General features: G+C 63.3%; 21 protein-coding genes. 6 read left to right on the plus strand and 15 right to left on the minus strand.

Features of this window, described 5'->3' with window-relative positions; genetic code table 11:
* Positions 1–165 precede the first annotated feature (165 nt).
* From AC06FE_RS17825 to AC06FE_RS17835, 3 genes are read left to right on the plus strand one after another with little or no spacing between them, the layout of a single operon-like run.
* Complete coding sequence (locus tag AC06FE_RS17825) at positions 166–1,488, plus strand: DUF6361 family protein (RefSeq protein ID WP_478073799.1); 1,323 nt, start codon at positions 166–168, stop codon at positions 1,486–1,488.
* Positions 1,488–3,281 carry a phospholipase D family protein gene (locus tag AC06FE_RS17830; RefSeq protein ID WP_478073800.1) on the plus strand — a complete coding sequence of 598 codons (1,794 nt, stop codon included), beginning with the start codon at positions 1,488–1,490 and terminating at the stop codon, positions 3,279–3,281. The genes AC06FE_RS17825 and AC06FE_RS17830 overlap by 1 nt, the downstream gene beginning before the upstream one ends.
* Complete coding sequence (locus AC06FE_RS17835) at positions 3,278–6,409, plus strand: helicase-related protein (RefSeq protein ID WP_478073801.1); 3,132 nt, start codon at positions 3,278–3,280, stop codon at positions 6,407–6,409. The genes AC06FE_RS17830 and AC06FE_RS17835 overlap by 4 nt, the downstream gene beginning before the upstream one ends.
* A gap of 470 nt (positions 6,410–6,879) precedes the next feature.
* Here the strand turns inward: AC06FE_RS17835 and AC06FE_RS17840 are convergent, their stop codons facing one another.
* The 5 genes from AC06FE_RS17840 to AC06FE_RS17860 form a co-directional block, all read right to left on the minus strand.
* On the minus strand, positions 6,880–7,518 hold the full coding sequence (locus AC06FE_RS17840) for an SDR family oxidoreductase (RefSeq protein ID WP_478073802.1): 639 nt from the start codon (positions 7,516–7,518) through the stop codon (positions 6,880–6,882).
* A gap of 18 nt (positions 7,519–7,536) precedes the next feature.
* Positions 7,537–7,620, minus strand: coding sequence for a hypothetical protein (locus AC06FE_RS17845; protein ID WP_478073862.1), 84 nt, complete (start codon positions 7,618–7,620; stop codon positions 7,537–7,539).
* A complete protein-coding gene (locus tag AC06FE_RS17850) occupies positions 7,584–8,309 on the minus strand; it encodes an SDR family NAD(P)-dependent oxidoreductase (RefSeq protein WP_478073803.1) in 726 nt (241 codons plus the stop codon). The genes AC06FE_RS17845 and AC06FE_RS17850 overlap by 37 nt, the downstream gene beginning before the upstream one ends.
* Before the next feature lie 41 nt (positions 8,310–8,350).
* A complete protein-coding gene (locus AC06FE_RS17855; RefSeq protein ID WP_478073804.1) occupies positions 8,351–9,286 on the minus strand; it encodes an alpha/beta hydrolase in 936 nt (311 codons plus the stop codon).
* Positions 9,287–9,367: 81 nt separating this feature from the next.
* Positions 9,368–10,285, minus strand: coding sequence for an alpha/beta hydrolase (locus AC06FE_RS17860; RefSeq protein WP_478073805.1), 918 nt, complete (start codon positions 10,283–10,285; stop codon positions 9,368–9,370).
* 121 nt (positions 10,286–10,406) lie between these two features.
* Here AC06FE_RS17860 and AC06FE_RS17865 point away from each other — a divergent pair, with 121 nt between their 5' ends.
* On the plus strand, positions 10,407–11,411 hold the full coding sequence (locus tag AC06FE_RS17865; protein WP_478073806.1) for a LysR family transcriptional regulator: 1,005 nt from the start codon (positions 10,407–10,409) through the stop codon (positions 11,409–11,411).
* Positions 11,412–11,544: 133 nt separating this feature from the next.
* Here AC06FE_RS17865 and AC06FE_RS17870 read toward each other — a convergent pair whose 3' ends face one another.
* Positions 11,545–12,528 carry a LysR family transcriptional regulator gene (locus AC06FE_RS17870; RefSeq protein ID WP_478073807.1) on the minus strand — a complete coding sequence of 328 codons (984 nt, stop codon included), beginning with the start codon at positions 12,526–12,528 and terminating at the stop codon, positions 11,545–11,547.
* A gap of 139 nt (positions 12,529–12,667) precedes the next feature.
* Here AC06FE_RS17870 and AC06FE_RS17875 point away from each other — a divergent pair, with 139 nt between their 5' ends.
* The gene (locus AC06FE_RS17875; RefSeq protein ID WP_478073808.1) at positions 12,668–13,894 is read left to right on the plus strand and encodes an FAD-dependent monooxygenase; all 1,227 of its coding nucleotides are present in this window, start codon (positions 12,668–12,670) and stop codon (positions 13,892–13,894) included.
* A 441-nt stretch (positions 13,895–14,335) separates the two neighbouring features.
* Here the strand turns inward: AC06FE_RS17875 and AC06FE_RS17880 are convergent, their stop codons facing one another.
* The 3 genes from AC06FE_RS17880 to AC06FE_RS17890 all read right to left on the minus strand — a co-directional run bounded on the left by AC06FE_RS17880 (position 14,336) and on the right by AC06FE_RS17890 (position 18,421).
* Positions 14,336–15,163, minus strand: a complete 828-nt coding sequence (locus AC06FE_RS17880; protein ID WP_478073809.1) for an alpha/beta fold hydrolase — start codon at positions 15,161–15,163, stop codon at positions 14,336–14,338.
* 363 nt (positions 15,164–15,526) lie between these two features.
* Positions 15,527–16,000 (minus strand): hypothetical protein, encoded by a 474-nt coding sequence (locus AC06FE_RS17885; RefSeq protein WP_478073810.1) that lies wholly within the window; start codon positions 15,998–16,000, stop codon positions 15,527–15,529.
* Positions 16,001–16,915: 915 nt separating this feature from the next.
* On the minus strand, positions 16,916–18,421 hold the full coding sequence (locus tag AC06FE_RS17890) for a serine hydrolase (protein ID WP_478073811.1): 1,506 nt from the start codon (positions 18,419–18,421) through the stop codon (positions 16,916–16,918).
* Between the two features lie 271 nt (positions 18,422–18,692).
* Here AC06FE_RS17890 and AC06FE_RS17895 point away from each other — a divergent pair, with 271 nt between their 5' ends.
* Positions 18,693–19,238, plus strand: coding sequence for a hypothetical protein (locus tag AC06FE_RS17895; RefSeq protein ID WP_478073812.1), 546 nt, complete (start codon positions 18,693–18,695; stop codon positions 19,236–19,238).
* Positions 19,239–19,463: 225 nt separating this feature from the next.
* On the opposite strand, the gene AC06FE_RS17900 is transcribed toward AC06FE_RS17895, so the two are convergent.
* From AC06FE_RS17900 to AC06FE_RS17925, 6 genes are all read right to left on the minus strand, one after another.
* Positions 19,464–20,051 carry an OmpH/Skp family outer membrane protein gene (locus AC06FE_RS17900; RefSeq protein ID WP_478073813.1) on the minus strand — a complete coding sequence of 196 codons (588 nt, stop codon included), beginning with the start codon at positions 20,049–20,051 and terminating at the stop codon, positions 19,464–19,466.
* A 60-nt stretch (positions 20,052–20,111) separates the two neighbouring features.
* Complete coding sequence (locus AC06FE_RS17905) at positions 20,112–20,873, minus strand: SapC family protein (RefSeq protein WP_478073814.1); 762 nt, start codon at positions 20,871–20,873, stop codon at positions 20,112–20,114.
* Positions 20,874–21,103: 230 nt separating this feature from the next.
* Positions 21,104–22,822 carry a putative porin gene (locus AC06FE_RS17910; RefSeq protein WP_478073815.1) on the minus strand — a complete coding sequence of 573 codons (1,719 nt, stop codon included), beginning with the start codon at positions 22,820–22,822 and terminating at the stop codon, positions 21,104–21,106.
* A 38-nt stretch (positions 22,823–22,860) separates the two neighbouring features.
* Positions 22,861–23,559: an energy transducer TonB family protein gene (locus tag AC06FE_RS17915; protein ID WP_313256021.1), complete on the minus strand. Its 699-nt coding sequence runs from the start codon at positions 23,557–23,559 to the stop codon at positions 22,861–22,863.
* 6 nt (positions 23,560–23,565) lie between these two features.
* Positions 23,566–23,976 carry an ExbD/TolR family protein gene (locus AC06FE_RS17920; RefSeq protein ID WP_192285713.1) on the minus strand — a complete coding sequence of 137 codons (411 nt, stop codon included), beginning with the start codon at positions 23,974–23,976 and terminating at the stop codon, positions 23,566–23,568.
* A gap of 10 nt (positions 23,977–23,986) precedes the next feature.
* Entirely contained in the window at positions 23,987–25,807 is a 1,821-nt protein-coding gene (locus AC06FE_RS17925; protein ID WP_478073816.1) for a DUF2341 domain-containing protein, read from the minus strand.
* Between the last annotated feature and the right edge of the window lie 25 nt (positions 25,808–25,832).

Genomic DNA, 25,832 nt, shown 5'->3' on the forward strand with positions numbered 1-25,832 from the left:
CTTTATCCGCACACTACCTAGCGCGCAGCATAGAGAAGCTTCCCGTGTCCCCGAAGGGAGACGGCGCGCCGTCCTGATAGCGAAGAAAGGGAGGCACCGCAGATTCCCTGAGCTCATGGATGATGGTTCACGTAAACTTCCGTTCAAGAACGCACGGGGGGAGCTGTGGTAAGCCAAATCGCGTGGTTGAGCTTCGATCAGACGCAGCAGCAACGAACACAGCTGTTCCTTAACGCGCTCTCCCAGCAGGGTACGGTTGACGAACTTGGGACCGGGAACATCCGCGATCTGATCTCGGACGCGCTGTTTCCAGGCCACACCGTGCTGCACACTCGGGCGAAGTACCTCCTGTTCCTGCCGCGTGACCTATCGCGACTGGCATCGAAGACCGTCGATGCCCTGGCCGAGGAAGGAAGAAGGGCCGAAGGACAGCGCATCAAATCCCTGCGCCAGCGCTACAAAGACGATGGTCTTCGCAGTCGGGGCATCATCGGCTACACCACCGGCTCGGAAACCAAGCAGCTTCCGAGCAGCAGCTACTGGGGCTTATTGCGCCAACTGGATATCTACCGAGGCACCGGTTCGCTCTGGGACTACTACCGTGCGCTGGCGACATACAACGCCGCGCACGCCCAGAAGTCGATCCTCCACTCAGAAGAGGATGCCGAGCAGCAAGCGATGTCCGGACTATGGGCCGAGTACCCCGCCGAGTCACCCAAGTACGATGGATTCACGCTGAGTCCGGATGAAGCCGAGTGGCTGAGGGAGCGGTTCCTGGCATCCGACAAAGCCCCACGCGACGAGCGATCACTCACCAGCTGGCTGCTGGACAAAGGCGGACCCGATTCCGACCGGCCGTGGGTATCGGGTCTGGCGTACGCGTGGAATCACCCGCTGGCGGATCAGTTCCCGGCACGTACCGCCGAAGCGATGTGGTTGGGTCGCGATGTTGACCAGCTGTTGTTCGGGGCGCGCATTCTCTACAACTACCTGTGTGCGCACCATCGCCCGGACATGGGAGCGGATCGCGACACGTTGTTGGACAAGTACCGGATTGCAATGGGTCAGTGGCGTGCACAGATCGAGATGGAACCGCCGAGAGCCAATCTCCTGCATGAACTGGATGCCTGGGCGCAAAGACGATTCGCGGCAATCGAGGCAGCGCCCGCCGCGCGGTTGCGGTGGCGTTCCACACTGAAGTTCGCGCAGCGATGGCAGCAACTCGTGACAACTTCTTCGGACCTTCTGACTGACGACCAAGCACACGCGCGCATCGCCGAACGCGAACGAACGATCAAGCCAGGACGCGCCCGGCTGCTGGAACCCTACGAGCGATTGCGGGGCTGGGGCGGCGGCTCGGGCTACTTCCGGTTCAAGTACAACTGGTCCCCGGCAGCTCAAATCCTCTGCGACATCCATTCAGGGCTGGGCACCCCGCGTACCAAGATCATTGAAGAAGCCAATACCGCGACGAAGGAAGCTGACTGATGCTGCGCCTGAACGAGACTGCTCTTCTCCTCAACGCGCTTCAACCGCCGCAGGGGATGTCGATAGATGCTGCCCTCGGCACCTCCTTCACGCTCGATCTCACTGCGCTGTTGTCGATCCCGGTCGCGGCAAGCTTCGAACGCCAGGATGCGCACGAGCCTGCCAACCTGCTCGAGACCGTCCGTCGCTATGCCGATCGGACAATCCTGTTCTGTCAGGCCGGTGCCATCAGCGTGCCGGCCCGGTACCGAGCCGCCCACACGCTCATCGAAGACACCGTGGTCGAGGTCCGCCGGCCCGAGGGCGGCCTGTTTCATCCAAAGCTGTGGGTCATTCGCTTCAAGAAGGGCGACAGCTATCTGCATCGCGTGCTCGTGATGAGTCGGAACCTGACCTTCGACCGCGCATGGGACGTCCTGGTCAGGCTTGATGAGGACCCTGATGCCGACGGGGCTGTAGACACGAGCGGACTGCTCGAACTGCTTGGAGAATTGCGCGGAATGGCCGTGCGCTCGATGACGAGCGCGCAGGAGAAGCTTCTCACCTCGATGTTGTCGAGTGTCGGCACCGCCTCGCTTGCGTTACCGGCCCCGTTCGCAAGTGGCAAGTTTGTCCCCTTCCTTCCCGGTACCCGGTCTTGGCCATTCCGGTCCAGGTACGACGCTGCCCTGGCCGTTTCGCCGTTTCTCACCGGTGGCGCTGCAGCGCGCTTCTTCAAGCCTGGCGCAAGGCGGAAGGTGATCGCGTCGCGACAGGGTGCGCTGGATGCGCAGGCCACTGCCCTGGCATCGGTTCACGAGGTATACCGACTCAAGGATGCACTGCTGAGCGCGCAGGACGACCTTGAAGCACTGGACGGCGGTCCCGGCGCGTCCGACGACGCCGGCGTCGAGGCGCCATCGCTGAAGGGGTTGCATGCCAAGTTCTACGTGCAGGATCACGGTGCTCGGGCAACCGTTTGGCTAGGGTCAGCCAACCTTACCGACGCCGCGTTCAGTACCAACGTCGATCTGCTCGTCGAGCTGACCGGTTCTGTCCAGGACGTCGGTGTCGAGTGCGTTCTCGCACAGAAGGGGCGCAAGGATGACCTCAGCTGGTTGGTTGAACCTCATGAGCTGCCTGGCGATGGCGGCGAGGTCGATCCTGAGGAGGGTATCGACTCAATGGCACAACATGCCTACGACCTAGCCTCTTCGTCGTGTGACATCCGCTGTGAGGAACACCCAGGTGGCTGGACGGCGCAGCTGACCATCACCGGCTTCAATCCTGCGTCCATGGTCAACGTATCGGCCCGGCTGCTGAGTCTCCCGAAGGCGCGCGCAATGCCGGTGCAGAACGGACCGGTCGCATGGACGAGTCTCGCAGTCGAGGAACTCACCCCATTTGTTGTCATGAACTTGTCGAGCGAAGGTGCCAGCCGCACGGTGTTGGTCAGGGCCAACATCCACGGTGATCCGGAGGATCGCCGCAAGTCTGTGCTCGCAAGAGCCATTCGCTCACGGGAAGACTTCATGCGATATCTCGCAGCGCTGCTCGGCTACGACACGGGCGGCTTCACGCGAACGGCGGGGAGCGAGCACGATCCGGGCGAATCCTGGCTCCCAGGTATTGGTGTCGACCGGATACTGGAGGATCTGCTCACCACCGCCTCCCGCAATCCAGAGCAACTCACATCACTTGGACAGACACTTGATGTTCTCGGCCGCGATCCGCAGTTCGACGCGATCGTCCCTGCCGACTTCAAACTGCTGTGGGATGCGGTCTATGCGTCCCGCAAGCGTGTGATCGCATGAGTCGTCGCGGTGCCCTTCCGGCTGAGGTGCTGAATCAAGCCACCGAGGGCCTCAAACAGTTTCAGCTCGATACCGCCGCAGCGGTGATTGACGCGATGTACGAGCGCAACCAGCGGCGCTTCCTCGTCGCCGACGAAGTGGGCCTTGGCAAGACCAAGATCGCCCGGGCAACCGTCGCCGAGACGATCCGACGCCTCTGGGACGACAGGTCCGTCAAGCGCATCGACGTGATCTATATCTGCTCAAACAGCCAGATCGCCCGGCAGAATCTTCGGGACTTGAACGTACTCACGACCGAAGAGGAGCCCATCCGCACCGCCGATCGGCTGACGATGTTGCCCACCACCCTGGCCAACCTGGGGAAGGTCAATGTGGTCGCCTTCACGCCTGGCACATCCTTCCAACTCGGAGACAGTGCAGGCCGGGTCGGTGAGCGCGCAATGTTGTGGACGCTTGTCAAGGACCATGCAGTGGGCTGGGCTAAACTGCTCGCACGCGACCGAGCGCTGCAGATCTTCAGGGGGCGCGCGTCGGAAAGTCGCTTTCGGAACGAGCTCGATGCGCTTGCCGAGTTCGATCCGCCCCGTTCGGTGGTTACGAAGTTCGGCCAAAAAATACGCGCAAACAAGCTTGGGAAAGAGTTCACATTAATCTCGGATGGACGCCGAGCATACGACGACACGCGCGGGCGAAAACTGCTTGCTGACTTGCGTCGTCTGCTCGCTGAGGTCTGTATCGACCAACTGAGCCCGGACCTGGTCATCCTCGATGAGTTCCAACGCTTCAGCCATCTATTGGACGGCAAAGGCGAGGATGCCGAGCTGGCCAGCCAGCTGCTCAAGCATCCCACGGCACGCGTGCTTCTGCTGTCTGCAACCCCGTACAAGATGCTGACCAACCCCGAGGATGACGAAAGTCACTTCGAGGGATTTGGCCGCACGGTGAAGTTTTTGCTTGGCGAAGGGCGCGAGCCGGAACTGACGGAACTACGTCGCTCCCTGGGTGCGTTGCGGACAGGAATACTCGAGCATCGCGATCCAGAGCACCTTGCATCAGCCCGCGACAAGGCCCAGTCGATACTCCGCAGCGTGATGGTCCGCACAGAGCGTTTGGCCGCAACACCGGATCGTGACGGAATGCTTGACATCAGCCCGCCCGACATCCCCTGCACCGTTACACCTGCTGATGTGGATTCTTTTGTAGCGGTCGACAAGGCAGCTCAGGCACTGGCCGACATCCCGTCGATGATTGAGTACTGGAAGTCGGCCCCGTATCTGTTTAACTTCATGGATGAGTACGCTGCAAAAAGACGCTTGCAGCAACAGCTTCCACAGAGCACAGAACTGCAAGGCGCGCTCCAGGGAAAGCACATGTTGACGTACAAGGATGTCAACCAATACCGGCACATCGATCCTCGCAACGGGCGGCTCCGCTGGCTGCTTGAAGACCTGGACGCGGCTTCCGCATTCGATGTGCTGTGGGTGCCGCCCGCGCTGCCGCAGACGCAGCTGGGCGGACGGTACGCAACGGGCGCTGCCCTTACAAAGCGATTGATTTTCTCAAGTTGGAGTGTGGTGCCGAAATCCGTTGCCGCCCTCACCTCCTATGAGTTCGAGCGCAGACACGGACGTGTTGCGTCGGGCCAGACCGAACGCCCGTCATACAACAAGGTGCGCGAAGGCTCACGCCCGTTCGACCTCACAACGCTGCGCGGAACAGCGATGGATAACTTCACCGGCTGGTTCGCCCTGCTCCTGCCATGCAAGTACCTCGCTGATATCGGAGACCCGCTCGCCGTCGCGAGTGCCCTCGGCGAAACAGTGCCACTCTCGCTCGCTGCGTTGCGCAGACACGTCACCGAGGTTCTAGAGGCGCGACTTGCGCCGCTGCTTTCGATGGCACCGCCATCGGGCGCCGGGCGCAGCATCTGGTACTCCGCCGCACAACTTTGGCTTGACCCCGACCTGGCCGAGCTCACCGCCGAGCACTGGATCGGCACCGAAAGGGACTCCCAGGCATTTCGAGAGCATTGGGCGCGTCTGGTCGAGGTTGCGGGATCGCCCGACACATGGGGCCCTTGGCCAAGCGATCTCGTACGTTGGCTCACCGACCTCGCAATCGCAGGCCCTGCCATCTGTGCACTTCGAGCGATAAGGCGGCAACGCAGCCGGTTCGACACCGATCTCACCGCTCACGCCCTGCGGGCTTCCACGGCTTCCATTGCCTGGGCGTTCACCAGCTTCTTCAACGCTACCGAAGCGCAGGCGATTGTCGAGTCAAGCGTTCCAGTAAGGTTCGACCACTGGAAGAAGCTCCTAGTCCACTGTGCCGAAGGCGGGCTTGGCAGCGTGCTTGACGAGTGGTTCCACCTCATCCCCGACCAATGTCGGCTTAACAAGGCGTCGGACACGCCATTAAAAGATATGGCTGCATTGGCATCGGAAGTGTTGCGCCTCAACGATGGGCGAAGCTTCAGCGACTTCTATGATCGAATCCGCCGTACGGGAGAGGCCAGGTCACACGCGCTTCGATCACACTTCGCCATGCGTTACGGCCAAGCGCGTGGGGCCGCTGCCGAGGGAGAGAACCCGGTTGCGGTGCGCAACGCGTTCAACTCTCCATTCCGCCCATTCGTACTGGTGTCGACCTCGGTTGGACAAGAAGGGCTGGACTTCCACTACTACGCCCACGCGATCGTCCATTGGAACCTTCCCGGCAATCCGGTCGATCTCGAACAACGCGAAGGGCGCGTCCATCGTTACAAGAACCACGCCGTGCGGAAGAACGTTGCTGCGCGCTTTGCGCACGACCCTGCGATCTTGACCTCAACCGATCCTTGGGAAGGCCTCTTTGCGTTGGCGACCGATAAAAAGAGCAGCGATGGCGGCCTACGACCCCACTGGATCTATGACGGTGAGGCACAAATCAAGCGCCTCGTTCCGATGCTCCCATTCAGCCGCGAGGTCGGGAAGCTGCAGCAGCTCGTGGAAGCTACGAGCTTGTATCGTATGACGATCGGCCAGCCGCGCCAAGCCGAGTTGATGGAAGTACTCGCTGGACTCAGCAAAGAAGAGCAAGACACACTCCGTGCGGCCGTCTCGATTGATCTCAAGCCCGGTAAAAGCTGATCTATTTGCTCCCTCCACATGACCAGAACCTGGCTAGCTGGCGAGCCACAGTTCAGTCAAGAGACTACGCGCTGCAACCAGCAAGACAACATCTGCTCTCAATGCCATACCTGCGTCAATAGGGGTTCGAAGCGAAGGCTTATTCACCCCCGATAACGCGCCCTAATCTCCTTGTGCGCCGGGTATCCGCTTCTGGCCAGCGGCGGATACTGCGCAATGCGGATGCAGGCGTACTGCTGGCCGAAGGTTACAGGCAGCGTACATTGTCGTCAGGGGGCTGACGGAGCTTCCCTGTCTCGCCAGCGAAAGCGTGCACCGTTTCCGGCTTGCTCACCGCAACGGATAACCACCGAGGTGTGGGCAGTGAGTCGTTCCCTATGTTGGTGGCTGAGCAGGTCGCTCGCTAGCGCTGAGCGACCGCCAGCATCGACATGCAAGATAACCCTGAAGCCGCTTGCTTCCCGTAGCGACTACATGAAGTACGGCTTGTCGCCGTCGCTTCCCGGCTTGTCCACGCCCAGATTTGCGCCGATATGGCGAGCCGGGTTGACGATGACTTGGCTGATCAGGTCACCCACGCTCCTGTGCGAGACCACGGTGCCCTTGAAGGGCTGGCCCTTTTCAGTGGTCTCGTAGTCCACCTCATCTTCGTCGGTCAGCCAGGCTGGGCGCAGGATTGTGTAGTCCAGCCCGGAGGCTTCGATGGCATCCGCTGCGCGTCGGAACGGTTTGAGATCCTCGCCAATGATGGCGTTGTTCCATTCACCGAACTTGCCAGGAACCTCATCGTAGATGCCCAGCGAGAGAACGAAGATCAGACGCTTGACGCCTGTGGCCTTCATGGCAGCGATCACCGCCTGGGCCTGCTTGTCCAGGTCTTCGCCCGTCAGGTTGGCGTAGACGATGTCCTGTCCTGCAATTGCGTCCTTGAGCACCTTCTTGTCCAGAACGTCGCCGATGACCACCTTCGCGTTGGCCGGCTCCTTGCCCGTCAGTTTCTTCGGGTCACGAAGAAGCAAGGTCTGCTGAACTTGCGTTTCGGTGGCGAGCGACCTGATGACCCACTGGGCGATCTGGCCACTTGCACCCAGGATGAGAATGTTCTTCATGGCAAAACTCCTTTGTTGTCAGGCGCCGATGTAGGCGCCGTTGTCCACGACCAGAACCCGGCCGGTTACGGCACGCGATAGATCGCTGGCCAAGTAGAGAATCGCGTTGGCCTGGTCCTCGGGCCGGGTGAACGGCAGGGATTGGTCCGTGTGCTTTGCGATATAGGGAACCATCGTCGCCCCCCCGTGAGCTTGCCTGCAGCCCAGTCGCGGGCCATCGGCGTATCCGTGTTGCCCGGTGCCACCGCATTGCACCGGATACCGGTGCCTGCAAAGCGGACGCCGATGTTGGTGGTCATCGCATTCACCGCTGCCTTGGTTGAGACATAGGCCATCCCGCCCAGTGGCAGCGATCCGTTCACCGAAGTGACGTTGACGATCGCGCCGGTGCCGCGCGGCATGAAGTGCCCAACCGCCTCGCGGCAGAAGCGGAACACTCCGGCATAGTTCACTTGCACCACTTCGTCGAAGTGCTCGTCGGTGTACTCTTCGATGGACATCATGTCGCCATACCCGGCGTTGTTCACCAGGATGTCGACCTGCCCGAAGGCTTCGATCGCCTTGGCAAACACACGCCCGGGCGCTGCGGGATCGGCCGAGTTCGCGACGATTCCCAACGCGTGGCCGCCACTGGCCTGGATGTCCTCCACTACGGCATCAAGGCTGGCCTGATCGAGGGCCGTAAGGACGACACTGGCGCCGTGTTCGACGAACAGCTTGGCCGTGGCCAGCCCGATACCCTTGCTGGCGCCGGTGATGATGGCGGTCTTTCCGGACAGAAGAGCGTTCATGTTCACTTCCTTTGCGTGGCGGTTGGTGGCGTGCCGATCTGTCACAGATGGGCCATGAAGAACGGAACCACCTGGGCCATCGCAATTGCCACCGGCTCCGGCTTGTCGTACAGGTCGTAGTGCGACCAACCTTCGGCGACGACGATCTGCTTGTGCTCGGACGCTGCGCGGCTATAGATCTCCCAGCCATCACGGTAGGCACCGAAGCCACCAGGCTTGTCGCCGATCACCACCATCAGGGGCTGGGTCAGCAGCACCTCGGCGTTGAGGAAGGCATCCCACCCCATCGCCGCGCCGCTGAAGGACATTAACTGGCTGGTGGCGCCATTGGGCTGCTGGCCGCGAGCAGTCTTGTAGTACTCGGTGGCTTCCAGTACATCGATATCGGTGATGCCTGCAGCCTTGCCCGCTTCAACTGAATCCGGCAACAGGTTGGCTACATCACGCACGGCACCCTGCGCCTGGGCCGTGCGCATACCGGCGATGTTGGCTGCCAGCTCGCGCGGCTTGAATTGTGCGAAACCCTCGCGGATAAGACGGCCGTAGTTCACGCCGGTGATGGATACCAGCGCCTGGATGCGGTGGTCAGTGATGCCCGCATGGATGGTGTAGGCTCCCCCGCCGCAGACGCCGATGGCGCCGATGCGGCCGGCGTCGACATACGGCAGCGACTGCAGGTAGTCGACGGCGAAACGGATATCCGAGACGCGGATCGACGGATCTTCGATGAAGCGCGGCTCGCCGCCGCTGGCACCCTGGAAGCTGGCGTCGTGCACCAGCACCACGAACCCCTGCTCGGCCAGGCCCTTGGCGTAGATGTTGCCTGCCGTCTGTTCCTTGCAGCTGCCGATCGGATGTGTGCTGACGATGGCCGCGTACTTTCTGCTTTCATCGAAATCGGGCGGGAGGTAGAGGTCGGCTGCGATCTGCCACCCCAGGTTCGGATAGCTGACGGTCTTGATGGAAATGGTGCTCATGGTGTTCTCCTGGGTCAGTTGCGGCGCTGTCATATGTGGCGGCAGCGATAGGCCGGCCGGATCAGGCGGCGCCCGGGTGGTTCACTTCAGGCGGCTCTGGAAGAACGGCGCCAGTACCGAAACAGCTTCGTCGACGTAGTTCGGCACGTCGTACAACGACATGTGGTTGGCCCCTTCCACCACGTGCAGTGCCTTGTCCTTGCTTGCGGCCCGCGCCAGCAGGTCATCGCTCATCCACTTGCTGCCCGCCACGCTGCCGGCTACCGCCAGGATCGGCTGGGTCAGGAATGCCTCGGCCTTGTTGTAGGCGTCATAGGTGATGATCTGGTTGAGGTTGCGGGTCAGCGCGAAGCCGGGGGCGTTGGGATGCTCGGCACGCGGGGTGTGGTAGTACTCCCATGCCTCGCGCAGTTCGGCATTCGGAGCATCTTCTTCGCGCAGCGGTGCCAGCGGGATCGTCGCGAACTCGCCAGAGGCAATGTCGGAGGTGCGCGCATTGGAGCCGACGTCCAGGTAGCCGACGGCATCGGCGTCCTTGACCGTGTTCTCCCAGCCGTTGCGGAACATCTGGCCGATATTGACCGCGCTCACCATGCCCAGTGCCTTGATGCGGCGGTCGTTGATGGCGGCGTTGGCGCTGTAGCCTGCACCCGCGCAGATGCCCATGGCACCGATCCTGTTCGCGTCCACATACGGCAGCGTGGTGAGGTAATCGATGACCGCACTCACGTCTTCGGTACTGATGTACGGATTCTCCAACTGACGTGGCTGGCCGGTGCTGGCACCTTGGTAGGAGCGGTCAAACGCGATGGTGACCAGGCCCGCTTCGGCCAGCTTCTTCGCATACAGGCCAGCCGTCTGTTCCTTCACGCCGCCACCCGGGTGGGACACCACGACTGCGGAGTACTTGCTGGATTCGTCAAACCCCTCGGGGAAGTAAAGGGTGGCCGCCGTGGTGACGCCTTGGCCATTGAGATTCTTGAACGTGACGTTGCGCATGTGCGTGCTCCGCTATGGGGATGAGGTGGCCGGCGCTTGTGCCGACGAAGCCCATCCTATTGACCGCATTGGGCCGGATAAATAATCTTCCGAACACATGAGCCGTAAGTAGAGCTAAACAATGCCCATCGAACCCTCGCTCGTCAGCTCCCTGACCTGGTTCGCCCATATCGCTCGGCACCGCAGCTTTACCAAGGCGGCCACCGAGATGGAGATCACCCGGGCCGCTCTCTCCCAGCACCTGAAAGCACTGGAAGAACGGCTGGACGTCAGGCTGCTGCACCGCACCACCCGCAACATGTCGCTCACCGAGGAGGGGCAACAGCTGCTGGACGTGCTGCAGCCGGCACTGAGCGCGATCGAACGGGCGGTGGAAGAGTTGGGTGAAGTCCATGCGGAACCCTCCGGTGTGATTCGGATGAACTCTTCGCGAATCGCTTCACGCCTGCTGCTGGAACCGCACATGGGGGAGTTCCTGGCGCGTTACCCCAAGCTCCGGCTCGAACTGATCATGGATGACGGCTTCTCCAACCTGGTGGCCAACGGCCTGGACGCCGGTATTCGGTTGGGTGAGAGCCTGGATGAGCACATGGTGGCTGTCCCCGTCACGCCGCCTTTGGAGATGGCGATTGTCGGTTCACCTGCCTATTTCGATCGGCACGGCGTACCGGAGAGCCCCGCCGACCTGATCGGTCACAACTGCCTGGCTTACCGGTTCACGTCCAGTGGCACGATCGACCACTGGACATTTGCGGCGCCCGACGGCGAGGAACGCAAGCTGGTGTTCGAGCCACAGGGCAACGCGGTGTTCAACGACGATGACAGCATGCTGCGCGCCGCGCTGCAGGGGGTGGGACTGATTCGCCACATCGACCTGTGCGTCCGCGAGCACCTCGACAGCGGCGCGCTTGTGCGCGTCCTGGCGCCGTGGTGCCGCCCCTTTCCGGGCTTCTTCCTTTACGTGCCATCACGCGCCCAGATGCCAGCGAAGGTCCGGGCGTTGATGGACTTCCTGGTGGAGCGGCGCGAGCGGTTGGCCCCTCCCCAACCCCGGCGTGTCGCCGCCGAGGACCGTCGCGTGAGAAGAAGGCACGGCAGCCGGCGCAAGCCAGTAGCGGGCGACTGAGGAGTGCCCGGCTTCGACCAGAAGGTGATAGCCACCCTACTCCCGATACATCTTCCTGATCCCCTGCCCTGCCAAAGCTTCCCTCTCGACCAGCTACAGGCATTGAAGAAATCATGCCGAGAGACCACCGGGGCTACGAACGATTCCGCTTCGAGCCCAATGCTTCACTTCGACCCTTGACCGTCCCACGCAGGCGGGGGGCCATCGGAGGGGCCGCCAATCCGGCCAGCCGCACCTGTATCAGTTCCAGCAGCGCCCGGACACGTGCGGTCACGGAATGCCGATGGCTGTATGCCCCCAGCAATTGCAGCGGTGCAGGACGAAGGTCCAGTGGCACTTCCTGCAGTCGACCCGCAGCAAGGTCTTCCTGGCAGGGATAGGCCGCCACAATCGCGAAGCCGACGCCTTGCCGTGCGCCAGCGACGGCCAGTTCCCCGCTGTTGACGCGGTAGCGGCTGCGAACCGGCACCTTGACGATGTCACCCGCTGCATCCTGGAACTGCCACGGTTGGCCCTTCAACGCACTGAGGGTGGTGATGCAGGGCAGAGACTTGAGCTCCCGCACATGGCGCGGAATGCCGGTCCTGGCCAGCAGGGAGGGGGCGGCAACCACGATACTGGGTAGGACGGCGAGTTCCCGAGTGATGAACGCGCTGTCTTCCTGATGTCCCCGGTGGAAGACAAAGGAAAGATCAACATCCTCGCGAAGCACTTCCAGTCCGGTCATCCGGGTATCGCACTCGAGCTCGACCCCCGGATGGAGGCTGCAGAATTCAGCGAGGATGGGGCCCAGCAGCCTTGGCGCTTCGCCGGGCATGCACACCTTCAGGGGACCACGTAGTTCGCGCTGTACTGCACCCAGCTCCTCCTGCGTTGAGAGCAAAGTGTCGAGCAAAGGTTTGGCGCGTTCGTAGAGTAGCCGGCCGGCTTCCGTCATGCGCAGATGGCGGGTGCTTCGCTCCAGCAGCCGTGCGCCGAGTTTGCGCTCCAATGCGGCGACGTGGCGGCTGACGTTGGACGAAGGCATGGCAAGTAGACGCGACGCGCCGGCAAAGCTCTGCTCATCAACAACGGCCGCATAGACACGGACAGCGTTCAGATCGAGTGCATCGCGCATTTACTGTCCCGTTTCCGATATGAAAGCATCCAATTTTTGCATGCTAGTTCGCCCAAGTGGCGGAATCTAGCATGCCCTTCCGGCGGATGTGACGCGGTGGAGTGTTCACCGGGCACCGTATGAACAGGAGGGCTTCAGCGTGGAAATTGGAATACTTGGCGGTGGCATTGCGGGCCTGAGCGTGGCACTGGCATTGCGCAAGCAGGGCTATAGCCCTCGGGTCTATGAGCGTCGCGCGGCGCCGGCAACCATGGGGGCCGGCGTGACGCTCTGGCCCAATGCCAGCTTTGTGCTGGAAGAACTTGGACTGCTGCAGGACATCGCGGCCATCGGCGGTCGGCCGCTGACAATGCGCCGACAGGATGATGCCGGGAATGCGTTGGGAGGCCTCGATATCGGTTTGCTTGACCGGACCATGGGATACCCGACTCACACGGTGCTGCGCAGGCATTTGCAGGAGGTGTTGCTGGACCACGCGGCGCGGGCGCGGATTCCGGTGGAGTTCGGGCACCAGGCGGTTGCCATCGAACTGGATGCGCATGGCAGGGCCGTGGCGCAGTTCCACAACGGTACGTGCATCCGTCCGGATCTGCTCATTGGCGCCGATGGCCGCATGAATTCGGTAGCGCGCAAGTTTGTCGCAGGTGACAACGCCCCTATCTACCAGGGCTTCGTGAACTGGATCGGCGTGGCGCAAAGCCAGCATGCATTGGTGGACGATGGTGCGATTCTGGACTACTGGGGCACGGGTGAGCGCTTCGGTTGCGTACCGATTCGCCCCGACCTGGTGTACTGGGCCGCGGCGCAGGCTCGCCCCGTACCTCAGGCTATACCGAGCGCAGATATGCGTGGGGACATCGAGGACTTGTTCGCGGGATGGCCTGAGCCTGTCGCGGATATCATCCGGGCCACGCCCGCGAATGCCATCCGCTTGATCGCGGTGCATGACCTGGAGCCGCTGCAGACATGGGGCCGGGCGAACGTGCTGTTGGTGGGTGATGCCGCCCATGCGCCGTTGCCGACTTCGGGACAAGGTGCGTGCCAGGCGCTGGAAGATGCGTGGCACCTGGTTCGGTGCCTGGACAGTGCAGGTGGTGGCTTGGACGACGTCTTCCAGGCGTTTTCGAGAATCCGTGCCCCCAAGGCCGCAAGGCTGGCCGAACAAGGCCGGGGCTTCGCACGCGGATTGTTCGCCACCGATCCTGAGTCCTGCCATATCCGCAACGAACGGGCCAAGGCCTCCAATCCTGCGCGCGATATGCAGCTCTTGGCCGCCGGATGGGCACAGGGCCTGCCAATGCCGGGCGGCTCCGAGGGCATGCCCGCACAAACGGGAGGCGTTGACAGCCTTTACCGCATTGAATGATGTGCGCGGGACGTACTGCACCAGGTTCTATGCAGATACCCGGTTACACGCATCCAGCCGGTATGCGCCGCATTGCAGGCTTTGGTCATTGAAACTCGGACGACGAAAACGGGGCAGAAAGGGGCTCTCCCCTGCCCCCGATAAACAACCATAGTCTCCGACCTGCTTGAATGCCGCTCCCGACAAGGGACTTCATCCGGGGCGACAATCCTGCCGTGGTGCCACGCCGACCGCTCTGCCCTTGAAGGGGCGGAGTATTCATTGAATGCCCTTGCCTCCAGTGATGTAGTTTGATTCGACGAATACTGCAGTGTTACGGGGGGATTGACGCATATCCGGCTTGGCTATCCCGTGCTTATGGCGGAATCGCTCAACCTCTGCGGTGTTGAAACGCACAGTCTGTATGAAGTCCAAGGATCGCGTCACTCGGCATACGTCCAATCAGTGCACGGCAGACGCGGCGCTGTCTGTAACGGCGTGAATGGCGTCCACGATTGCAGCAGGATCTTCGCGATGGATGTTGTGGCCGGTCGCGAAGTAGCGGTGGGAGCCGCGTGCGAAACCCGCGAACAGCATTGCATGCTGGGCTTTCCAGACGGCTTTGCCTTGCACCGTTTCTTCAAGGACGAAAGGTTTGGCCGCAACTTGGGTGGAGGTGAGCAGCGCGACCGGTACATCCGGCATCGTGCGCGGTGTGGCCGCATCGGGTGCGTCCAACTGCGCAACCAGTGTTTGATAGTCGGCGGCCAATGTGGGCGGCAACATCGCCAGTAGTTCGGCATCGTCCGCCTGGACCCGTGCGCTGTCGGCCTGTTTGAGGGCATGCCGCTGCCCCATCGTGGTCGGATCGACCAACACCAATCCCTGCAGGCGCTCCGGGTGACGGCGTGCGAACTCGGTGGCGAGCAAGCCGCCGTAGGAGTGCCCCACCAGAATGACCTTGTCTGCGGGAGCGAGGTTGCTGATCACGGCACCAAGATCACTGAGATGCGCGTCGATGGTCTTGGCCTGCCCATCGCTGCCTGATCCGCCCTGCCCTGCGCGCGCATAGGTGATGCTGCGATAACCGCTCCCCAGCGCAGCAATCACGTCCTTCCACACGTCAGGGCCTTGCCCGAAGCCTGACTCGAAGACGACGACCGGGCCTGTCCCAGCCTGCTCCGCCTTGAGCGTATACGCGCCCCGCTCGACGGAAACACCCTCCGCCTGTGCAGCCCCCGCTACGGCGATCAGGGCGGCCATCACCCACGTCTTGACGACCTTGCTCATCACTCGACTCCTCCGTGCCTGGGCACGCAACCACCCTTAGATGAAAGGCGCGCGCCTGCCTCGGCGCGGGTTGCCTAACGACTCTGCGTCTAATCGTGCTGGTAATGTAGTGATGTATAACACCATAGTCCCATGCTGGAAGTCATGGGCGTGGCGCCCCCGGCAATCACCCTGCTGACCCTGCAGACCCGCTTGTACCGCAGCCATCAGTGCTGCGAACGAACGCCTTCGGGGGAACTACGTACTTGCAGACCGTTGGTTTCGAATGCGACCGATTCGGTACACCAATTCCAGACGACCCAGCGCGGGAATTAGGCGGACCCGCGAAGCGGGTTCGGCTCGTATGAGTTGTTGGGCAGCGGCTCAGTAGCCATCTGCCTGCAAACGAAGAACCATCTCTCCAGCCTCTTTGTCCGGTAGAAAATCGAGATCTACCAATGCCCCACGATCTGGCGAGCCAAACGTAGTTGAGAAAGATCCACTATGGATGTCTACGTCTTGGCCTATTCCTGGCGCAGGAGCTAGGCAGTTAAGGATACGTTTGGCGTTGTAACCAGCGAACTCAGTAGAGCTGTGCTCCATCAGGTAACTGCACAACTTCTTGCCGGGCTCATAATCGTCGTGCTCACAGGTCTTCAAGCCCATCACGATGTTGTCACCTTCTACCCGCGCACCCCAGAACGTGCGCAAGGTGAGGCCGCGAGTCTCTTTCGGCTTCACAGATATCAAGAAGCTCTCAAGCTCTGAGCAGAATTCGTCCGCTTCTTCGTGAGCGTAGGCCACGATGCTGGGACTGGCCAGAAGTAGGGCGAGTGTCAGATTGGATAATATCTTCATCTGCCGGCTAAATCAGGAATTAAGCCACGCCGCGTAGCGGCGTCGGCTTGAGCGAATGATTAGGCCTCATCTGTGGTCTCTATTTGAAAGACGCATTTATCGCCACGAGAATCAAGTGTGCGCAATAGGGCGACATTAACGGACTTGGCATACTCGACTGTCTGGGTTGGCGTCGGCGGGTTACCGTCACTCTCGTGTGTGTCAAGTATGGGCCGTACCGGAACAAGGACACTGCCGCATTTGACCTCAGCCACGCTATAGCCACCCGAAACTTTGCCACCACCCCAAACGGTATGGGTACCCCAGCCATCGTACCAAGACAGGAGGGATTGATTCTCTACCTGTCCCGCGACAGGAAACGAAGCCAGGAATGCCAGCCCAATCGCAATCTGTCTCATGAGGCCTGACTCTGGAATTGATCCGACTCGCTGAGCGGGTTCGGCTTGAATGAACTGCTAGGCGCTGCAAGCATCATGTGGGCCCTTTGATCTTCCTGCCCAGCCAGCCTCAATAATCTCGACTGCCGATAGAATTTGCTGTGCAAACGAACGGGCCCGAGCCACGTCGAACTCCACCGCATCCTCATGAGGCATTGCCACAACCTTGATGAAAATGAGTCCCTCATCTTGGCGCGGCTCGCAAGTCGCCGTTTCTTTGTACTTCTGCTCTGAAGAGTCTGTCATGGCAATCTTGCGCCTAACTACCCAATAGACAGACCCGTGGGTCCGGTCATACAACCTATCCACAAAGCACCGTATGGCGGGCTTTCCCTTGGTACGGCTCGATCTTAGGGCGGCTGGGTCCGGCTAACAAGCCGGCGTACAACCGGACCCAGCGCTAAGCGCGGGCGCGGCACAATGGCCGCTATGGCTCGGGACCAGTCCCGGAAAACTGACAGTTCCAACACGCATGCACTCAGCGATCTTCAAGCGCTTTCAGAATCCCGGGGATGCGCGTATCACTCGGCGCAAGCTCTGCGGCCTTTTTGTAACTGCGTATCGCTTGGTCGCGATCTCCGTTGGCACGATGAGCCTCTCCAAGGCTGTCGTAGACATTCGCCGATTCCGGGTGCGCGTTGGCGTTCCACTGGAAAACCGCCACGGCCTCCGGCACGCGCTTCATTCTCAATAGGCGATAGCCCAGCGAATTCAGTGCTTTCTCGGAGGTATCGTATTCGCTGGCGGCCGCACCCAGCCCTTCATAGGCCCGGGTCATGCCCGCTACGCCCTGCGACGTGGCCAGTGGTATCAGCAGGTTGCCCAGGCTCTTCCTGGCCAGCGCAATCGGCTCGCCGTGGAGCACTGCCATCAGTTCCTTGCCCAAGGTCGCTACCGTCTCACCCTGCCAGTAATTGTCCAGGATGATCACCACCGACCGGTCATGCTCGGCGCGGAGCCAGTAGCTCTGATAACCGGGAACGCTGCCCGTATGTGATTCCACCTTGTAGGTGCCACCCGCCGGCAAGGTCCAGTTCTCCACCTCCCAGCCGTACCCATAGTTCGAGCGGTGCTCTGTCCACATGGCCTGCCGGGAGTGTTCTGCCAGGAGCACATCACCTTGGAGGGCTCGGTCCAGGCGAAGCAGGTCGTCAACCGTGGAGTAAAGGCCGGCTGCAGCGAACGACACGCTCGGGTCGATCGGCATGGGCCGTGCCAGGCTGAGGTCGGGCCGGGTTTGATACCCCGTCGCCAACCGTGAAATGAGGTCACTGGCGTGATACAGCCCGCTGTCCTTCATGCCTGCCCTGTCCAGGATCCGGCTGCGCAGATTCGCCTCATAGCTGGCGCCAGTCACCTTCTCGATGACCAAGCCGAGCAGGAAGTAGCCGTTGTTGCTGTATCGCCATTCCACCCCCGGCGCGCTGACCAGGGTTCCGGGGATCCACGCCTTCGCGAAGTCTTCTGGCTCGAACGACAGCCGCGCCTGTGTATTCCACCACGGGTCCTCGTAGCTACGCGGCAGATCCGCGACGCCGGAGGTATGGTTCAACAGTTGTGCCACCGTGACCGAAGCAGCGGGGGTGTTGGCGTAGAGCACCGGCAGGTAGTCGCCCAACGTTCCCTCCAGCCGCAATCTGTTCTCCTCCACCAACTGCATCACCAGGATGGCGGTGATTGGTTTGGTCAACGAGCCAATGCGGAACACGCCTTCGCCCACATTGGGCACCTGCCATTCCCGGTTGGCCAGCCCATGGGCGCCGCGATACAGGATGCGCCCATGCTGGGCGACAAGAACCACGCCATTGAAGTCACGGTTCGCTGCGTAGCTGTCCACCAACTGTTTCAGCTCGGCGGGACCTGCCTCTGCCCTGGCCGGTCCGGAAACAACGAGCAGCGCTGCAAGGAAGCCTGCTGCCACAAGAATGGCCCGCCGAAAGGATCGGCTTTCTTTCAGGGAGAGCGACAAGATGGCGCGCGGCATCCACATATCCCATTCATGAAGAGCGCAGTGTAGCCGTGCCGAATCATTGCGAACGGCCGCGATTGCCATGACTGATGGCCTACGAAAGACCCGCGGGCCCGGCCTCCAGGTCCGCGCCATTGTCAGCTGGGTTCAAGTTCGCGTTTTCGATCCAACCCCGTCGATACTGGCAGTACGTCGTGGCCACTACGTTCCTTCTCGAAGCATTGGCGTGATAGAACAAGGGCTTCCCGCGGCCCGGCCGTACCTGGCGAGAAGCACCAGAAGCACGATGACTCCGATAGAACAGTTCCACAAACAGATATGGGCCGCCCTCGGCCCGCTTGACGAGGCTGTCTTCGAGGCGATTGCCGCGCAGCCACCAAGTGATGCGGAAGTACAAGCGGTTGAGGCTGTGCTCGACGCCACGCTCCCGCCCGAATTCGTCGCCTTCTCGCGGAAGAGCAACGGTTTGCTCGTCGTTGCCCGGACCGAACGCTGGCCCGAGCCGGAGCTCTACTCGGTCGGCCCTGCCTGGAAGTTCTGGCGCGGCGTCATGCTGTTCGGCTTTGATACCGGGGACCTGCCCGAGTGGGCCAGCCTCACCACGGCGGCGGCGGCGCTGCGCGACCTCGAGGTGAAAGGCGTTGCCCCGGTCTTCAAGGTGCTGGGTGACCACGACCGGATCTGGGGCGTGGACCGCGATGGCGGCGCGGTACTGGTCATGGATGGCGAAGTACAACGTCTGGATGCCCCGATCGTTGAACTTTACGCTGCGGAGATTGCCGAGCTCATGCACCGGCAGCAGGAGTACGTCCGGACAGCCCCGAAGCGGTAGCGTGCGTGGGGCGTGCGGAATGGCCGGCGTTCACAAATGCGGGGTTCCGCGTCGGGCGGGAAACCGCCCTACCCGCTCAACGTTGGATCAGAACGCCCGTGTCGGCGGACACAGCTGCCGGGTGCAGTTCTGTGACGAATCACGAAAAGGCCGTCGTACCTTCCGCCGCCGCGCGCCGGCGTGGCCCGGCGCGCGGGGTATTGCCTTCGGTTGCTACGGGTGCCATCAACGCCCCGCCGGCGCCGCCTCGATGGACACCGGCACGGTGGTGAGCTTGCTGTCCAGGGCCTGCACCACTTCGGCGGTGAGGTCGTTGGCCATGTTGCCACCCAGCACCACGTTGCGATCGAGCAGCAATCCGCAGTTGTGGCGGGCGTAGACCTGCGCGATGAGCGGTTGCGCTTCCTCGGAGATGCGCTGCAGGGCCTTCACCCGTGCCTGCTCGATCTGGCGCGCCTGTTCGGCGGCCTTCTGCTGCAGGGCCTGGTGCTTCTGCAGGCCGGCGCGCTGGGTGGCGATCAACTGCGACTCCTGCACCGGGGCACCGGCCAGGCCCAATGCCTGCAGTTCGGTCGTGAGCGTTGCCTGCTCGGCGCCAAGCTGTTCCTGCGCCCGTGTGGTCAGGCGCTGCAGCTGCTCGGTGGCGCTCAGGCCTGCCTTGGCGTTGGCGAAGATGGCCTCACGGCTGATCATGCACACGCCCTGCACTACCGGCCCGCCCAGCGGCGGGGTGGCGGTCTGGGCGTGGCCGGCCAACGGCGACAGGGAGAGCAGCACGACGCCGGGCAGGAGTACGCGCGTGATGGAATTCATGGGATGTCGGCTCCTTCGGGAGTAGCGGTCCGGCCAGGCGCTTGCCCGGCCATGTCGGTATCAGTTGCCGCGCAGGTCAGCGAAGCGCGCCAACGACAGCAGGTGCGAATGCACCCGGGCCAGTGCGCCGTTGCGGTGCCAGTCAACCACGGTCTGCTCGGACAGCTGGGCGAACGCCTCGGGCGAGACCACCGAGAAGCCGGTGAGCGTCGATTGACCCCCCTCCGGCAGAGTGATGTTGGCGGTGCGCTCGATCAGCAGGCCTTCGGCCGCCAGCTGGCAGACGAACGCCTGCGTTGCCGCGCTCTCGCGGGTGAAGGCTTCGCAGAACCGCAGCGCCTGGGTGGTGAGCTCGGTCGGCGTGCTGCCCTCGAACAGTGGCTGCCCTTCCTCACCCCCGGTCACCACCATCGGCGCTTCGGCGTCGATAGCCAGTGCATAGCCGCCGGGCTCGCCCACTTCGGCGAACACGAACGGGTAGCGACGAACGTAGGCCGGCACGTAGGTGTCCTGCCGCCAGGCGTCTCCATCGACGAACTGGTTGCGCTGCTCCAATCCCAGCACGGCCACCGGGGTGTATTCCGGCCCGGCGAAGACGATGGGATAGTGGCGCGCGGCGGCGTCGAACTCGCCGATCATCAACGGCACCGAATTCGAGCCGGCGGCAAAGGCCACGCCGGCAGGCTTGATCCGCCATTGCGCATGGACGTCGGTACTGAGCAGCTCCGGCTTGCGGTAGAACAACGGCCACGCCGCAGCGTGGGGTGGCTGCGGGCCCGCAGTGGTCGTGGCGGGCTCGCGTTCCTGGACTTCAATCGTCATGACTCTGGATTCCTTGCGTTCGGGCGCCTGCCCATCAATGTCATTGCCCTGCGATCACCTGAGGTGATCCGGCACATGTCGCCGTGCGGGGTTCCTGCCCTTGCCTGCCTGCACGCACCCCGCACAGCCCAACCCGTGCTGTAGCGGATCCTCATCCTGCCCGGATGGCTGCCCGTGCATGGGTGCGTGCAGACAGGCCCGCTTGCGCCGTGCCTGGTTGCGTGTGGCGGTCAGAACTTCGCGTTGACCTCCAGCTGGAACACATCGATGGCCAGCGGCGGCCCGGAGACTTCCTTGGCCGAGAACCAGCTGCCGGTCAGCCAGGCCCGCTTGTCGAACAGCCACGATGCCCCCAGGTAATAGCCCTTGGCGTTGGTGCCGCCCAGGTGGAAGTCCGAGTCGTTGTAGCCATCGGGCACTGCATCGGCTTCGACACGGCGGTAACCGAGCCATGCGTTCCAGTTGCCCGGCTGCTTGAGCGCCAAGGTGCCGAAGGTCGCCTGCAGCTGCCATGCGGTGTCGCCGCTGTCGATGTCGCGCGGGCCGGCGATGCCACTGGCCGGGAGGGTCAGGTTGGTGACGATGCCGCCGTTGGCACGCGCCCACATTTCCCCCGGATCGTAGGCAAGGTTGCGGATCCAGTTGCCGTCCAGCTGCAGGCCGTAACCGTTGAACGCCGGCACGGTGTAGCGCAGGTTGACGTCCACCAGCTCGAACTCCGAGGCCAGCCCCACGTACTGCGGCTGCGGCGTGTTGGCCGGGTTCACCGGGTCCAGCGCGATGTTCCGCAGCAGCATCAGCGTGTTGCCCTTCTGCATGAACTGCGGGCGGGTCCAGTCGGTGCTGCAGAAGGTGTCGCCGGCATACAGCGCGCACGGCTCGGAAAGCTGGCCGGTGATGCGGCGGAAATCGTAATAGGCCAGTGCACCGCGCAGGCGATGGTCCTCGTTGAACGCCCACTCCGCGCCCACCTGCAAGCCGTTGAGCCACTTGTCGCGGCTCTTCATCTTCTCGGTGCTGGTGCTCGGGAAGCTGTCGCCGGAGTATTCCAGCGGGGTCAGGCCGAGCGTGGCGAATACCGTCAGATCGTCGCTGGCGAAGCGGTCCTGGTACTGCACCGAGACGCCGTCGAAGTTCAGGTCGTTGGAGAACAGGGCCTCGGTGGACCAGTACGGGTTCTCGAAGCGGCCGCCCACCACGCGCAAGGCATCGATGGGCGTCCATGCAATCCAGGCCTGGTCGATCCAGGCGTCCTTCTTGGCCAACCCGCCCCCCAGGGTCTGGGTGGTGGAGACCGGGCCGTCGTCGTTGCCGGTGGCCAGGCGCACACCGCCCTGCACGTGCTCGCCCAGGTCGGCGGTCAGGCCCAGCCGTGCGCGTATGCGCCAGGAGTTGTTGCGGTCCTGACGGGTATTGAGCAGCGGCGGATACGGCAGGTGGGTGTTGCGGTTGACGTCATAGCCGTTGCCGGCGTTGATGGCCGCCCAGTTGACCTGGATGTTGCTGTTGCTGTCGGAGTACAGGCGCGACTCGTTGCGTACGCGCACGTCGCCCTCCAGCCGGATCCGCTGCGTCCATTCCGGCACGGCGTCCGGCACGGCCCAGCGTTCGTCCCTGGCCTGGGCCATGACTTCGGCCTTGACCTCTTCGCGGATCTCGTCGCGCACGGTCTGGGGAATGTACGGAACGCGCACATCGCCCGGCTGTGCCTGCGTCGAGGCAGCGGTCGCCGGCGGCTGTGCCTCGCGACGCGCCTCCTCGATCAGCAGGTCGCCGGCCTCCGCGGTGAGCGCACCGCTCCCGACCAGGCTGCGGATCAGCTTGACCATGGTGCTGTCGCCGGCGTGTTGTGCCTGCGCATTGCCGGCCAGCAGGGCCAGGCTGATCGCGCCCAGCAGCGCCGTGCGCCGGAGCACGCTGGCGGTGTTGCGTTGTGCTGCAGTTGTCATGAAGGTTCTCGCGATGGGGAATTCTTGGATTGGCGGAGTCATGCCGCTGGCCTCCTGCCCTGCACCAGCACGCGGGCCGGGAAGGTCAGCGACGCCGGTGGCTGCGTGTCGAGCCGGCCATGGCTGCGCACGGCTTCGAGCACGGCCTGGTCGGCCTCGCTGTTGCCACTGCTGCGCACCAGCTCGGCGCGGCTGATCGTGCCGTCGCGCTCCACCCAGACATCCAGGTGCATCTGGAAGGCCTCGCGGCGGACGCGCTCATTGCGCGAGATCGCCTGCTGCAGCACATAGCCCAGGTAGCGGCCGTAGCTGGCATTGCCCGCGCCACCGGCACCGGTCCCGGACATGCCGCCGCCGGCGCCCTTCTGGATGCCGAAGTTGTCGGTGCCTGCCTGCGCGTCGGCGTCCATGGTCACCGGGTCGGACGTGTCCGGCTCCGGGGCCTCGTCTTCGGCCGGTGTCGGCGCTTCGTCGAGTGGCTCCGGTTCCGGCAGCGGCTCTTCCTCGGGCTCGGGCGCAGGCTCGGGCTCGGGTTCCGGCGGGGGGGGCGGAGGCGGCGGAAGCATCAGCATCTGCGTGTCCGGCACCGCCCGGCGGGTGGTCGCCGGTTCCTTGAACAGCAGGTACCAGACCAAGCCCGCAAGTACGGCAACCACCACGACGCTGCCCAGCGCCGCCGGCAACCACGCCGGCAATGCCCCTCGCCGTCCATCGGGTTTCTGGGAATGGGTGTTCACTGGCCATCACCCCTGTGGCTTGCCGGTCACCAGGCCGACCTGACGCAGCTCGATCCGGCGCAGCAGGTCCAGGACCTCGACCACGCGCGCGTACTGCACCTGCGCGTCGCCGCGCACGATCACCGGGAAGTCCGCGTTGACCGCCTTTTCCTGGCGCAGCCGCTGTTCCAGTTCCGGCAGCGTCACCGGGTAGGCATCCAGGAACACCTGCCCGGCGGTATCGATGGTGATCGCCTTGGTCTGCGGCTTTTCCAGCGGGATGCTGGAGCTGGCCTTGGGCAGGTTCACCTCCAGTCCCGGGATGGTCGCGTTGCTGGTCAGGATGAAGATCACCAGCACCACCAGCAGCACGTCCACGAACGGCGTGACATTGATGCCCTTCTCCCGCTTCTTGATGCCGAATGCCCGCTTGGCCATGACGTCCTCCTCAGCCGCGCGCGGCGGTGGCCAAGGCCAGCTTGCCGTCTTCGGACTCTTCGGCCAGGCGGGCGCTGAACTCGTCGACGAAGATCGACATGTCGGCGCCAATCGCTTCGGCACGCGCCGCCAGCCAGTTGTAGCCAAACAAGGCGGGAATCGCGACGCCCAGGCCGGCGGCGGTACACAGCAGCGCCGCGGCCATGCCCGGTGCCACCGAGTTGATGTCCACCGCACCGGCCATGGCCGCCACCGCGAACACCAGCATGATGCCGATCACCGTGCCGAACAGGCCCACGTAAGGTGCGCCCTCGATGGTGGTGGACAGCCAGTTCATGCGCTTGGCCATGCGCTCGGACTGGCGGGTGACTTCGGCATCCAGCGTGGCACGGATGGCACCGATGGCCGAATCGGACAGGCGGGCGGTACCGGTATGGGCCTGGCGGCCCTTCACCTCGTTCAACGCGATGCGGTACAGGCGCCATAGCGTCGAGTTGTCCTGCACGTCGCGGGTGACCTGACCGGATGCGGCAAGATCGGTCAGGTGCGTGATCGGCTGGCCGGCGGCGCTGCGGTAGTGGTCGGTGAAGGATGCATTGGCCTTTTCCACTGCGCCGAAGTAGCGGCCCTTGCCCAGCATGATGGCCCACGAGGCCAGCAGCATCAGCGACAGCACCGCCACCACCACCCACGCATCGACGGGCATCGCCTTGAGGATGAAGCCGAAATGGCTCACGCCCTCGGACTGCTCATCCGCACCGAATGCCACCAGCTTGGCATCGGCCATCTGTCCGGCAACGTCGGCCTGGATCAGGCCGGCGCTGCGCGCGACCTTGGACAAGCGCACTTCATCGATCATGCCGGTGAAGGCATTGGCAGGCTGGACCGGCGCCGCATCGGCCGCCAGCGGCGCAGCGCCGGCCGGCAATGCGTCGCCACCGACCAGAACGTCGCTGTCGAGGGCCGGCAACGCGGCCTCCAGGCGCGCGGCCTCGCTTCCGTTGATGTACAGCACGACCTGGCCGCTGCCGGCCGACAACGCGAAGTGCGTCCGCTGGCCGGCGGTGACGGCGGCGCTGCCACTGGCGCGCACGCCGTTGACGGTGACGAACGGGACACCGGCATCCAGGCCGGCAACCAGGGCGTTCCCGCCGTCGCGTCGTGCATAGACTGCCTGGTTGGCGCCGAGCTGGTCGGGGCGGATCCAGGCCGAGAACGTCAGCGCCCCGCCCTGTGCCACCGCCAACGACGGCGACGCCGGGATGGCCAGTGCCTCGCCCTGCAGGCTGGCAGCGCGGCCGATCACACCGTCGTCCACCAATGCGACGGCATTGCGCGCGTGGTTGGCGTAGGCGGTGGTGTCGCGCGGTGCCCCGTCGGCGTCGGCGAAGTGGAACACCGCCACGTAGTCCGGATCGAACGCCAATTGCGCGCTGGCCGGTGCCGGGGCATTGGCATTGCCGTAGTACAGCCAGATGGATTGCGCAGCGCCGGTGCGCAGCGCCGGCACGTCCACCCAGATCGTCGCCATGCCCAGCGCGGCGTCGAACTGTTCGATCTGGTGGTTCAGCACGGTCCTGCCATCGCTGCCGATGAAACGCAGGTCGGCGCCGTCGGGGGCAACGCCGTCGAAGGCGAAGTTGGCGCTGTGCAGGCGCACCAGCACCGTGGCACGGCCTGCGTCGCTGGACAGTTTGGCGGCGGCCAGGTCCAGGGTGATCGGTTTGCGGTACTTCCAGTCGGCCTGCCACCAGGACGACTCTTGGGCGCTGGACGCGCCGGACATGGCAATGCCCAGCAGGAGCAGCAGCAGGGTAAGGACGCGTTGCATGGACGTGGATCTCCGGATCTGGCGG

It is taken from the genome of Stenotrophomonas sp. Steno-C18 (assembly GCF_056393195.1).